Raw genomic sequence first — 12,717 nt, forward strand, 5'->3', positions numbered from 1 at the left:
ATGCTCTCGATCCTGGCGGAAGACATCCACGACGGCCGGTTCCTGAGGCTGATCTCGAACATGCTACGGGCTGGGTATCTGGAGGACTGGCGGTGGAACGCCACGCTCAGCGGGGCACCGCAGGGCGGGGTGGCCTCACCGATCCTGTCGAACATCTACCTGGACCGGTTCGATCAGTTCGTCGAGCAGGTTCTGTTTCCTGAGTTCAATCTCGGCCGCCGACGTCGACGGCATCAGGCTTATCGTGATGCGCAGAACGCGATCGACCGGGCCCGCAGGGCCGGGGACCGTGAAGGCGTGCGGCTGGGGATTCAACAGCGGCGCCGGGTTCCCAGCCAGGACCCGAACGATCCCGGATACCGGCGGTTACGGTATGTCAGGTATGCCGACGACTGGCTGCTGGGGTTCGCCGGACCCAAGCACGAGGCCGAGCAGATCAGTCCCGGATCACGCAGTTCCTGCGTGAAGAACTGCGACTGGAGTTGTCGCAGTCCAAGACGGTGATCACCCACGCCACCAGCCAGGCGGCGCGGTTTCTCGGTTACGAGGTCCGTTCCCAGCACGCCGATACGAAGATCACCCAGGGTCGTCGGTCGGCGAACGCGAGGATCGGGCTGTTCGTGCCCGGGGACGTCATCAGGAACAAGTGTGGCAACCACATGCGCAAAGGGGTTCCGGCGCAACGCGGTTTGCTGCTCCATGATCAGGACTTCACGATCGTGGCGAAGTACGCGGCCGAGTACCGGGGAGTGGTTCAGTACTATCTCCTCGCCCAGGACGTGTTCCGCCTGGAGAAACTGCGGTGGGTCATGGAGACATCCATGCTGAAAACACTGGCAGGGAAGCACAGGTCAACCGTCACGAAGATGGCTCACCGATACAAGCGGGTCATCGACACCCCGGACGGGAAGCGGACCTGTTTCCAGGTGGGCGTGCCCAGGGAAGGAAAGAAGTCACTGACCGCTCGTTTCGGCGAGATACCACTCAAACGCCAGCGCTTGGCGGTCCTGAATGAAAGGGCTCCGGTCCTGGCCAGTGCCCGGCGTAACGAGCTGATCCATCGGCTCCTGGCTGAGTGCTGCGAGATCTGCGAGTCCCGGACTCAGATCGAGGTCCACCACGTCCGGAAACTCGCTGACCTCAACCGCCCGGACCGACCCGACAAACCGGCATGGGTCTATCTCATGGCCAAACGACAGCGCAAGACGCTCGTCATCTGCCGTGAATGCCACGAGAACATCCATGCCGGACGCAGGACTGCCACACCCACCCGGAACTGACTGCTGGAGAGCTGTGTGACGCGAAAGCGTCAGGCACGGTTCGGGAAGAGGCCGACAGAAAAGGACCCCAACCAGAGGAACCTCGCTGGCGGCCCACTTCACTCTGAGGGGGCCCCGGCGCAGCAATGCGCCGGGCTACCCGACGGCGCCCGCAATCGCTTGAGCACCGGCGCTGCGGCGCCGCATCTGGTCGCGGCCCTCGACCACAGCGCCGGTACGGTCCTGGGGCAGGTGGGCGTCGATGCGCGCAGCCCCGCCGACGATGTAGCGGGAGTAGATGTCGATCATCACGTAGGCGTCGTAGTAGATGCCCTTGACCGGTCCTTTCAGCTTCGTGATGTCCCATGTGTAGACCTGCCCGGGCCCGGTCGCGACCAGCTCAGGCCGCGCCCGTGGCGCGTGCCGGGCCTGCCGACGGCGTTCGCGGACCTGGTCGTCGCAGCGCAGCACCCAGTAGAACGTGGAGACCGAGCCGAGGTAGCGGCCCTGTTCCAGGAGCACCGCGAACGCTGCGGCCGGAGCCAGGTCGACCAGATCATCGCTGGTCAGGGCCTCACGGATGGCCTGACGTTCGTCCTGGCTCAGGGCGTTGGCCGGAGCTGGCCGCGCCGGCGCAGGAGTAGATCGGGCTCGATCGCGAGCCTCAGCGGCCCGGGGCAGCCCGGTCAGCGCGGACGCGGCTCGGGTGCTGGTTCCTGTCGCGGTCAGCTGCCGGTAGGCGTTCATCAGGATCCGCCGCGCCTGTTCGGGCGCCGGAACGCGTCCGGAATTTGCTGCTGTTCGGCCTCGCTCTCGGAGATGGCTTCCAAGAGCTTGTGCGCTTTTCCCATGATCTCCAGCGCTGCCTCGGTCGTGGCGAGCTTGCGGTCCTTCACCGCCAGTTCGCGCTTCAAGCGGGCGATCTCGGCCTGCTCCGGGGTGGGCCGTCCGACGGATTCGCCGGCGTCCTTGCCCTGCAGCAGACCGCCGTCGCGGGCCTTGCGCCACTCGGTGATCAGCGATGAGTACAGGCCCTCGCGCCGCAGGAACGCCCCGCCCTCACCGAGGGCGGCGGCTTGTTCGTATCCGGCCAGCAACTCCAGCTTCTGCGCCGGCGTGAACGACCGGCGGGGCCTGGGGCCCTGACCACCCTCACGGGGCTTCCTGCGACTCATGGAACCATCCTGAGCCACCGGCCCAGCCAAGGTCATACTCACGATTCGTCGATCCAGTTCTCGCCCTGTCAAAGGGAGGGGTTGCTCTGAGCCGCTGGCCTCAACTCACCCTGACAGACAGGGGGTACGAAACATTCCGTGAAACAACAACCTCCGAAAGCCCGCCACTCCGGATCCCAGAGAGCTTCAAGCAAGCCGGTTCGGGCGTAGCAGTGTGCTCGGGCTAGTCGAGCATACCCAGGCGGCTGTTGAGTCACCGGTGTTCGACGCGCACACACTGGATCTGCAAATGCCCACTGCCACAGCTGCGAGCGTTCCTGCTGGATCAGGGAACGGAGGGCCGACCAAGGACGCGGTCTGGGTGGTGCTGGCCTGCCTTGTTCGGCAGGAGTAGGAGTTCTGGCGGCCGGCTTTGGCGTGGCTGGCGCTGCCGGGATTGGCCGGGCGTAGTCGGGCGGCTGCGTCGAGCACTGGCCACAGTTGCGTGCGCGACATCCGAAGACATCGACAGTGAGCTCTTGGTCGGGTTCCTGAAGGCGCTGCTGCAGCGGAACCTGTCAACCTGTTTGAGACAGTCAGGCTGCTGTCTTATGTAGTTCTTGGTCGGTCTGGATGGCCGTGGGTGGCTGGTTGATCCAGGCCTTGGCCGGGAGTTCGGGGGCGTCCCGTCCGGTTGCTGGGATGCCATATCTGCCATTGTCAGAGTCACCGTTCATGATCCACATCTCGCCCTACTCGCTACAGATGAGAGTACGTCGTCTGTCTCACGTAAGGCTGACAGAGAGGGCAGACGCGTGCGCGGACGAACGTGTGCTTCCGTCTCCCGGAAAGCGCAGTTCGTCATGTGCGACGGGAACTGGGTATCGATCCGATTGGCCAGCACCCGACCCCGTTGCCGGCTGCCTTGGATCTGGTGGCGCTGGAGCCGGGTCACCCGAACTGGTTCTGCTGTGGGCGGTGCGGGCAGGAACGATCACAGAAAAGCGCCAGTGCCAGCAGTAAGAAACACCCGGTCAAGCACCGCTATCCCTCATGGTCCAGAACGTGCGGACCGGCGTCTGCCGGTCCGGCCCGATCAGCACATCGCTTGAGAGCCGGGCCGGACAGGGGTTTGACAGGACCTCGACGGCAGCGTCCGCGATTTCGCCAGATTCTCGACGCGGAAACCGAGTTCGTGAGGCGGCGCCCTCCTACCCGTGCCCCAGCAGGCCGGAAAGCCTGTCGGCCAGTTGCCGTACGGCCGTCTCCAGGCGTTCACCGTGGACGGCGAAGTGCTCGGTCGTGGCCACCAGACAGGCCGCCGCCGCCACCGCCCCGCTGGCGTCGCGCACTGGGGCCGCGACCGACTGCATCCCGGTGTCGTCGAAGGGCTCCATCGAGATCGCCCCGTCCCGGACCACCTGCCGCACCCGCCGCAGGAACCGGTCCAGCTCGAGCCGGGTGTAGCGCGGTGGGAACAGCTCGGCGATCTGCGGCAGTTCCAGGTCCATCACCAGGACTGGTCCACCGTCCGAGCCGATGATGGGGTGCGCCCGCCCCAGCCACGGCGCCATTCGCAGCCCCGTCCCGGGCCGCGACAGGTGTTCGACCAGGGTGAGACTGCGCATGCCGCGCAGAACGGTGACGAAGCCGCAGGTCTCGGTGAGCTCGGCTGTGCGGGCCACCAAGGGTGAGCCGAGCTGGGCCAGGGTCGGCGTGACGACCGAGCGGTGCCAGGCGTGCACGGCCCAGCCGATCCGGAACTGGCTGCGGCCCGGGTTGGACGACACCAGACCGGCCCGCTCACAGGAGGCCAGTAAGCGCTGGGTGCGGTCGGCCCGCAGGCCCACGGCCCGGGCGGTGCCGGCGATGGAATCCGGCTGGGCGGCCAGGTGCCACAGAATCTGCACAGCTGCGCCCAGGCTGCTGTCCGAGGCAACGGTCGGGGCCGATCCGAGATCGGGCAGAGCGAGCACCGCGTCCTGGATGCGGCGACGGGCACTGCGCACGGCACTGCGCGCCTGAGGACCGTGCTGGGGCAAGCGATTCACCGGCATCCGGACCGCGAGTACGGCCAGGTGCTCACCCTCTGGGCTCAGGATCGGGGCAGCGATCTCGCTGCAGCTGCCGATGGCCGACTCGAAGACTTCGTCGTCCTCGAAGGATCCCGGCCTCTGGTCGGCCTGGGCGATCCCGCTGGTGGCGTCCTCGATCAGATCACCGGGATCGGCTTGGGCGTGCAGGGTCCACAGCGAGTCCACCGTTGCGGTGATGCGCAGCGTTCCTCCGGATCGGGCGGCCAGGCAGACGGTCTCGCCGGTCTGGTGAGCGGCCAGAGTCAGCGCGTAGCGCAGCGTGTGGGCGAAGGGGGCCGCGGCCCGGCCGGAGAGCCGAACCGCCAGGGGCCCGAGGCCATAGGAGCCGTAGGCGTCGCCGTGGGCGAGCAGACCCAGTTCGAGCAGTTCCGAGCACAGCCGGGACGTCCGGCTCAGGGAGGCGCCCAGCTCGCGGGCCAGGGTGCCGACGAGCACAGGCTGGGTGGGATCGCAACGGCCACCGATGATTTGAACGATTGTTAACGCCGCTGACACGCGAACGGTCATCGGATCCCCTCCCGCAGAATCAGCAATCTTCCGGTATCCGGATTGCGGTCCATGCCTATCACGGCCTTGCCCGGCCGCAACGCTCCTATAGCGTCCGCAGACATTCGGCCGCCAGTTGCCGAAGGTCCCGTACCGCACCACCTCCACGCCCGCTTCCCCCGGCCCGCAAGGAGTTCCCGTGAATCTGCCCGTTCGCACCACCCTGGCCGGCGCCCTGGTCGGAGTCCTGACTCTCCTGAGCGCCTGTGCGTCCAGTTCGTCGCCGTCGGCCGCACCACCGAGCGAGAGCGTGGCCGGCACCTACGACGAGTCCATCGCCGCGCTGGTGCCTGCCGAGATCGCCGAGTCCGGCAAGATCACCGTTGCGGCCGGTCCTGGTTATCCGCCGTTCTATCTGCTCGCGGACGACCAGAAGACCCTGGCCGGAGCGGACATCGAGCAGGTCCGGGCGATCGGTGACGTGCTCGGCCTCGAGATCAGCTTTCAGGACATCAAGTTCGACGCGATGATCCCGGCGCTGCAGACCAACCGGGTCAACATGGCCGCGGGTGGGTTCAGCATCACCCCCGAGCGGCTCAAGGCGGTGGACTTCGTCAGCAACTTCTCCGGTGGCACCTCGCTGATCGTGCCGGTGGGCAATCCGCTGGAGCTCAGCCTGGACACCATGTGCGGGCGCAAGATCGCGGTACAGAAGGGCACGGTGTACGCCGACAACTACATGCCGGTCTTCACCGAGAAGTGCACCGCCGCTGGGCAGGACGCGATCGACGTGTCGGTCTACCCGACCGCGGCCGACGCCGCCCTGGCCCTGACCTCCGGTCGCGCCGACGCCACGATGTCCGACTACGGGCCGCTGGCCTACCAGGCCGAGCGCTCCAACGGGCAGTTCGAGGTGCTCGAGGCGAACTACGACCCCAGCACCTGGGGTTTCGCCTTCCCACAGGGCTCGGGTCTGGAGGAGGCGGTGGCCGCGGCGATGAACCGGATGATCGAGGACGGCACCTACGCCGAGATCCTGGCTCGCTGGGAGGTCCAGGCCGGTGCCATCACCACCTCGGAGATCCACACCGATGAAACCGACTGACACCCAGGCGTCCCCAGTTCTGAAAGTCGTTCCGGTCCGCCGCTACGGCCAGTGGCTGACCACGGCGGTGCTCCTGGGCCTGGGTGCCCTGGCGGTGCGCTCGATCCTGACCAATCCCCGGTTCCAGTGGGACGTGGCGTTCGGCTACTTCCTCAACGCCGAGGTGCTGGACGGTCTTCTCACCACGATCTGGCTGACTCTGGTGGCGATGGCGGTCGGCATCGTGATGGGCGTGCTGATGGCGATCGGGCGCCGCTCGGACAACCCGGTGGTCTCCGGCGCGGCTGCTCTCTATATCGGTTTCTTCCGGGGCACACCGCTTCTGGTGCAGCTGATCTTCTGGTTCAATCTGGCCGCGCTGTACCCGGTGCTGTCGATCGGCATCCCGTTCGGCCCGACCTTCGCCTCGGGCAGCGCCAACGTCCTGATCACCCCGATGGTGGCGGCGATCCTGGGACTGGGCCTGAACGAGGGCGCCTACATGTCCGAGATCGTCCGGGCCGGGCTGCAGTCGGTGGACCCGGGGCAGACCCAGGCGGCCCAGGCCCTGGGAATGCGCAAGGGCCAGGTGTTCCGGCGGATCGTGCTGCCCCAGGCGATGCGGGTGATCATCCCGCCGACCGGCAACGAGACCATCGCCATGCTGAAGACCACCTCGCTGGTCAGTGTGATCGCGATCCCCGAGATCCTGTTCCAGGTGCAGGCGATCTACTCGCGTACCTACGAGGTGATCCCGCTGCTGATCACGGTCAGTCTCTGGTACCTGATCCTGACCACGGTGCTCACCATCGGGCAGATGTACCTCGAAAGGCACTTCCGCCGGGGAGATCTGAGGACTCCCCAGCGTAGCTTCCTCGCCGTCTTCCTGGCCCGTCGCACCGAACAGGAGCAGCCATGACCATGGTCGAGGCAGTAGGGGTGCACAAGAGTTACGGCGGCAATCTGGTGGTCAAGGGCATCGACCTGACCGTCCGCAAGGGTGAGGTGATGTGTTTGCTCGGGCCTTCCGGATCGGGCAAGAGCACGTTCCTGCGCTGCATCAACCACCTGGAGAAGATCGACGCCGGAACCATCCGGGTGGCGGGCGAACTCGTCGGCTACCGCGAGCACCGCGGCCGGCTGCACGAGCTCAAGGACGCCGAGATCGCCGAGCGCCGGGCCGGGATCGGCATGGTCTTCCAGCAGTTCAACCTCTTCCCGCACATGACCGTGCTGCAGAACCTCACCGAGGCGCCGGTCCTGGTCCGGCGGGAGAAGCCGGCAGCGGCCCGGGAGCGGGCGCACGAACTGCTGGCCCGGGTGGGGCTGTCGGACAAGGCCGGCGCCTATCCGCGTTCGCTGTCGGGCGGTCAGCAGCAGCGGGTGGCGATCGCCCGGGCCCTGAACATGCGTCCCGGCCTGATGCTGTTCGACGAGCCCACCTCGGCCCTGGACCCGGAGCTGGTGGGTGAGGTGCTCGACGTGATGCGGGATCTGGCTGCCGACGGGATGACGATGATCGTGGTCACGCACGAGATCGCCTTCGCCCGGGAGGTCGCCGACACGGTGACGTTCATGGACGACGGCGTGGTGGTCGAGAGCGGCCCGCCGGCGGAGGTTCTCGGTAACCCCCAGCATCCCCGAACTCAGGCGTTCCTCGCCAAAGTCCTCTAGAAGGAGTGATCGCTGTGGAAACTTTCGATGTGGCCGTGGTCGGGCTCGGAGCCCTCGGCAGTGCCGCCGCCTACTACCTGGCCCGCAAGGACGTGAAGGTGGTGGGTTTCGAGCAGTTCGAGCTCGGGCACGTGCGGGGTGCCTCGCACGACACCTCGCGGATCATCCGCACCTCCTACGGCTCGGAACCGTACGTGCGGCTGGCCCAGTCGGCCTACCGTGACTGGGCCGCCTTCGAGGAGGCGACCGGTGAGCGTCTGGTCACGGTCACCGGGGGCGTGGTCTTCATCCCGAAGCACGGCCCGTACTCGGCGGCCGACTTCGCGACCAGCCTCACCGCGGCGGGTGTTCCGTTCGAAATGCTCACGCCGGAGCAGGTCTCGCAGCGCTGGCCGCAGTTCCGGCTGAGCGAGGACGTGGAGACGGTGTACACCGCCGACTCCGGTATCGTGCACGCCGCCCGGTCGGTGGCCGCCTTCCAGATGCATGCTCGGGTGCACGGAGCGACGCTGCGGGACCGGACCCCGGTGAAGAAGATCACTCCGGTGGACGGGGGAGTGATCGTGCACACCGACAGCGGCGACGTCCGCGCCGGAAAGGTGATCCTGGCGGCGGATGCCTGGACGAACGAGCTGCTGGAGCCGCTGGGGGCGCAGATCCCGTTGGTCACCATGCAGGAGCAGGTCACGTACTTCAGCCCGGTCGACCCGGACGCGTTCGGCCGCGAGCGGTTTCCGGTGTGGATCTGGGAGGACGAGGAGTGCTTCTATGGGTTCCCGACCTACGGGGAGCCGACGATCAAGGCTGCGCGTGATCTGTCGGAGAATGTGATGAGCCCGCAGGAACGTACTTTCGTTCCCTCGGCGGGTCTGCTGGAGGAACTGGGAGGTTTCATGAGCGCGAAGATCCCTGGCAGTGGAGACGTGTTGCGCACCGTCACCTGCCAGTACGCGATCACCCCGGACCGTAATTTCGTGATCAGCCCGCTGGAGCAGTATCCCGACGTGCTGGTGGCGCTGGGGGCCGGTCACGCCTTCAAGTTCGCCCCGGCGATCGGGCGGGTCCTGGCCGAGCTGGCGGTCGACGGCAAGACCACCGACGACATCTCGACCTTCGCGGTGGGTGCGGCATGAGTGTCCTGGTGCTGAGCAACGCCCGGTTGCTCCAGAGCGAAGAGCTTGTGGACGTTGTGGTCACCGATGCTCGGGTGAGCGCGATCGTTCCGGCCGGCACCACGATCGTCGAAGCGAGGCGTCGCATCGACCTCGGCGGCCGGATCGTGGCCCCGGGGTTGTGGGACGAGCACCTGCACTTCACCCAGTGGACGATCCAGCAGTCCCGGCTGGATCTGACTGCCACCACCAGCGCCGCCGATGTCCTGGACAAGGTGCGGCAGGGCTTGGGCGCCTTCCAGGGGGAGTTCCTGTCCGGGTACGGCTTCCGTGACGGCACCTGGCCGGAGCCGCCCACCCTGGCCGGGCTGGACGCCGTCACCGGGGCGGTGCCGGTGGTCCTGATCAGCGGCGACCTGCACTGCGCGTGGATGAACACGGCGGCGGCCGGGCGCCTGGGGGCCGAGCCGGACGAGTTCGGCCTGGTCCGCGAGTCGGCCTGGTTCGAGGCCGGGCGGGCGCTGGTGCAGGCCGCGCCCCCGACTCTCGCGCAGTACCGGGCCGCGGCCCAGGCGGCCGCCGCGCGGGGCGTGGTCGGGGTGGTGGAGTTCGAGAACGAGGACAACATCACCGACTGGCCGGCCCGGGCCGCGCAGGGCGTGGACAGCCTGCGGGTGGAGGTCGCGGTCTGGCCGCAGCGGATGCCGAAGGCGATCGCGGACGGCTACCGCACCGGTGACGTCCTGGACGAGCAGGGCCTGATCACCATGGGCCGGCTGAAGGTGGTGGTGGACGGGTCGCTGAACACCCGGACCGCGCTGTGCTGGGAGCCGTACCCGGGCCTGGAGCACGATCTGGTGCACGGCTGTGGGGTGGCCACGGTCACCCCGGCGCACCTGCGGGAGCTGCTGGTGCAGGCCCGCGACCACGGTGTCCAGGCCGCGGTGCACGCCATCGGGGACCGGGCCAACTCCGAGGTGATCGGGGTGTTCGGGGAGCTGGGGATGCCCGGCACGATCGAGCACGCCCAGCTGGTCGACGAGGCGGACTTCGCCCGGTTCGCCGAGCTGGACCTGGTGGCCAGCATCCAGCCTGAGCACGCGATGGACGACCGGGACGTGGCCGACCGGCACTGGGCCGGGCGTACCGGCCGGGCCTTCGCCTACGGCTCGCTGCACCGGGCGGGCGCCACGCTACGGCTGGGCTCGGACGCTCCGGTGGCTCCGCTGGACCCGTGGTTCGCGATCGCGGCAGCCACGTCCCGCAGCCGGGACGGCCGGGACGCCTGGCATCCGGAGCAGTGTCTGCCGCTGGACGTTGCGCTGGCCTCGAGCATGCGCGGGCGTCTGCGGCCGGAAGTGGGTGATGTGGCGGATCTGGTGGTGCTGGACGCCGACCCGTTCACGGTGGGCCCGGACGAGCTGCGGCGCATGCCGGTAGCGGCAACGCTGGTCGGTGGCCGCTTCACCCATGACCGGCTGGGCGCGGGCGCCGATGCGTAGGACGCCGGAGTACGCGGTCCAGGACGTGGCGGCGGTGCGGCGGATGATCGCTGCCCACCCCTGGGCCACGCTGGTCAGTCACACCTCCACCGGGCTGGTGGTCTCGCACTACCCGATCCTGCTTGAGGACGCGGGCCCGGGGCTCACGGTCGTCGGTCACGTCGGGCGGCCCGACGAGAAACTGCACGAGCTCGGCCGGCACGAGGCCGTCCTGGTGTTCTACGGGGCCAGCGGCTACGTGTCGCCGAGCTGGTACGACCTGCCGGTCGGGGTGCCGACCTGGAACTTCGAGGTGGTGCACGCCTACGGCGTGCCGCAGATCCTCGAGGACGCCGAGAACCTGCGGGAACTGGAACGGCTGGTGGACCATTTCGAGGATCCGCTGCCCAACCCGTTCCGGATGCGCGCCACCTTGGCCAACGAGGCCTACGCCGAGCGGATCGTGCGGGGGACCGTGGGGTTCCGGATGACGATCACCCGGTTCGAGGCCAAGAACAAGATGAGCCAGGACAAGCCGGCTGCCGTGCGCGAGCGGATCGTGCACGCGCTGCGGCAGCCGGGTCCCTACAGCAATCCGGAGCTGGCCGAGCGGATCCTGTCCGCGCAGCGGCCGGTGCTGTCCGGGTCGGTGGGCGAGCGCCCGGGCTGAGGTTCAGGCCGGTACCGGGCTGCCGAGCAGGCCGAACAGGTCCTTGGGGTCGTCCGGGCCGGCCACCAGGTCGATCCGCTCGGCGAACCGGGTGCCGGTGACCGCCGCGCGTACGTAGGCCAGGGCGGTGAAGTCCTCGATCGCGAAGCCGACCGAGTCGAACACCGTGGTGCGCTGCGGGTCGACCCGGCCCGGGCGGTCTCCCGCGATCACCTGCCACAGCTCGGTGACCGGGAAGTCCGGCTCCTGGAGCTGGATCTCGCCCTCGATCCGGGTCTGCTCCGGAAACTCGACGAACACGTCAGCGCCGCGGACGATGGCCGGGTCGAGCTCGGTCTTGCCCGGGCAGTCACCACCGACGGCGTTGATGTGCACGCCCGGGCGGATGTCGGCCTCGTGCAGGACGGTGGCGTTGGCCTTGTCGGCGGTGCAGGTGGTGACGACCTGCGCCCCGCGCACGGCCTCGGCGGGGGAGGAGACGATCTCGATCTCGAAGCCCTGCGGGGTGAGGTTGCGCACCAGCTTGGTGCAGGCCTCCGGGTCGACGTCGAACACCCGCAGCCGGTTCACGCCCAGGGCCGAACGCACGCCCAGGGCCTGGAACTCGGCCTGTGAGCCGGCTCCGATCATCGCCATCACCTCGGCGTCGGGCGGCGCCAGCCAGCGCGCGGCCAGGGCCGACGTGGCCGCGGTGCGCAGCGCCGTCAGCAGCGTCATCTCGCTGATGAAGGTCGGGTAGCCGGTGAAGACGTCGGCCAGCACCCCGAACGCGGTGACGGTCTGCAGGCCGTGCCGCGGGTTGTTGGGGTGGCCGTTGACGTACTTGAAGGCGAACTGCTCACCGTCGCTGGTCGGCATCAGCTCGATCACCCCGGCGGCCGAGTGCGAGGCCAGCCGGGGTGACTTCTCGAACTGGGGCCAGCGCCGGAAGTCGCGCTCCAGGGCGTCGGTCATCCCGGCGATCACGTTCTGCGGGCCGGCCTCGGCCACCCACTGGGCCATGTTGCTCACGCTCACGAAATGCATGCTTCGAATGTAGGTTTCGCCAGCGCAGGCGGACAATCGACGAAGCGGGCGTTCTGCCCGGCCGGATCGCGCAGATCGCCCGGTGTCATCGGGCGGATCGCTGCCCCCAAGCAACGGAGGTACCCGAAGTGGACGCTCTGGACCGCAGCCTGCTGGCCGCGCTGCGCGCCGATGCCCGAGAACCCGCCGCCTCACTGGCCCGGCGCCTGGGAGTGACCCGGGGGACCGTGACCCAGCGGATCGGGCGGCTTCAGAACAGCGGCGTGATCCTGGGTTTCACCGCGCGGGTGCGGGCGGAGTCCGAGGGGGACGTGCGGGCGGTGTCCTTCATCGCGATCGAGGGCCGCTCCGCCGCCTCGGTGATCGACCGGCTGCGCGGGCTGCCCCAGATCACCTCGCTGCACACCACCAACGGGGCCTGGGACCTGGTCGCCGACATCAGGGCCGCGTCCCTGGCGGAGTTCGACGCGGTGCTCGGGCGGATCCGCGCCGTGGAGGGCGTGCTGAACTCCGAGACCAGCCTGCTGCTGTCCTCGCTGCAGATGTGAGGGCGCTTTTCGTGCCGGCAACACAACCGCGCCGGATTCTTTGCCTTCCCGGCACATTGTCCGGCAATGGCCTGCTTCCTAGCCTCGGAACATGCTCCCGCGGCGGTTCGGGTCGCAGATCGGGTCC

10 protein-coding genes and 2 pseudogenes are annotated in these 12,717 nt (G+C 68.2%); 8 read left to right on the top strand and 4 right to left on the bottom strand.

Going from position 1 to position 12,717, the window contains the following annotated elements; translation table 11 throughout:
* Positions 1-1,280 (top strand): annotated as a pseudogene (locus tag LR394_RS43975) (reverse transcriptase domain-containing protein); the annotation flags it as partial.
* Between the two features lie 255 nt (positions 1,281-1,535).
* Here the strand turns inward: LR394_RS43975 and LR394_RS43980 are convergent.
* From LR394_RS43980 to LR394_RS27770, 3 genes and pseudogenes are all read right to left on the bottom strand, one after another.
* Positions 1,536-1,661, bottom strand: a pseudogene (locus tag LR394_RS43980) (IS3-like element IS1141 family transposase); the annotation flags it as partial.
* A 344-nt stretch (positions 1,662-2,005) separates the two neighbouring features.
* Entirely contained in the window at positions 2,006-2,434 is a 429-nt protein-coding gene (locus tag LR394_RS27765; protein WP_231447482.1) for a transposase, read from the bottom strand.
* Positions 2,435-3,624: 1,190 nt separating this feature from the next.
* Complete coding sequence (locus LR394_RS27770; protein ID WP_231447484.1) at positions 3,625-4,944, bottom strand: IclR family transcriptional regulator domain-containing protein; 1,320 nt, start codon at positions 4,942-4,944, stop codon at positions 3,625-3,627.
* Positions 4,945-5,194: 250 nt separating this feature from the next.
* Here LR394_RS27770 and LR394_RS27775 point away from each other — a divergent pair, with 250 nt between their 5' ends.
* From LR394_RS27775 to LR394_RS27800, 6 genes are read left to right on the top strand one after another with little or no spacing between them, the layout of a single operon-like run.
* Positions 5,195-6,100 carry an ABC transporter substrate-binding protein gene (locus tag LR394_RS27775; protein WP_231447486.1) on the top strand — a complete coding sequence of 302 codons (906 nt, stop codon included), beginning with the start codon at positions 5,195-5,197 and terminating at the stop codon, positions 6,098-6,100.
* Complete coding sequence (locus LR394_RS27780; protein ID WP_231447488.1) at positions 6,087-6,998, top strand: amino acid ABC transporter permease; 912 nt, start codon at positions 6,087-6,089, stop codon at positions 6,996-6,998. The genes LR394_RS27775 and LR394_RS27780 overlap by 14 nt, the downstream gene beginning before the upstream one ends.
* Positions 6,999-7,000: 2 nt before the next feature.
* Positions 7,001-7,753 carry an amino acid ABC transporter ATP-binding protein gene (locus LR394_RS27785; RefSeq protein ID WP_231447681.1) on the top strand — a complete coding sequence of 251 codons (753 nt, stop codon included), beginning with the start codon at positions 7,001-7,003 and terminating at the stop codon, positions 7,751-7,753.
* A gap of 14 nt (positions 7,754-7,767) precedes the next feature.
* Entirely contained in the window at positions 7,768-8,886 is a 1,119-nt protein-coding gene (gene solA, locus LR394_RS27790; protein WP_231447490.1) for an N-methyl-L-tryptophan oxidase, read from the top strand.
* Positions 8,883-10,367: an amidohydrolase gene (locus tag LR394_RS27795; RefSeq protein WP_231447493.1), complete on the top strand. Its 1,485-nt coding sequence runs from the start codon at positions 8,883-8,885 to the stop codon at positions 10,365-10,367. Before solA ends, LR394_RS27795 begins: the two co-directional genes overlap by 4 nt.
* Positions 10,336-11,016, top strand: coding sequence for an FMN-binding negative transcriptional regulator (locus tag LR394_RS27800; protein ID WP_231447494.1), 681 nt, complete (start codon positions 10,336-10,338; stop codon positions 11,014-11,016). Before LR394_RS27795 ends, LR394_RS27800 begins: the two co-directional genes overlap by 32 nt.
* Positions 11,017-11,019: 3 nt before the next feature.
* Here the strand turns inward: LR394_RS27800 and LR394_RS27805 are convergent, their stop codons facing one another.
* On the bottom strand, positions 11,020-12,042 hold the full coding sequence (locus tag LR394_RS27805) for an ornithine cyclodeaminase (RefSeq protein WP_231447496.1): 1,023 nt from the start codon (positions 12,040-12,042) through the stop codon (positions 11,020-11,022).
* 128 nt (positions 12,043-12,170) lie between these two features.
* Between LR394_RS27805 and LR394_RS27810 the strand changes: the two genes are divergently transcribed.
* Positions 12,171-12,590, top strand: a complete 420-nt coding sequence (locus LR394_RS27810; protein WP_231447498.1) for an Lrp/AsnC family transcriptional regulator — start codon at positions 12,171-12,173, stop codon at positions 12,588-12,590.
* The last annotated feature ends 127 nt before the right edge of the window (positions 12,591-12,717 follow it).

This window comes from Kineosporia babensis (genome assembly GCF_021129305.1).
GTDB classification, from domain to species: Bacteria; Actinomycetota; Actinomycetes; order Actinomycetales; family Kineosporiaceae; genus Kineosporia; species Kineosporia babensis.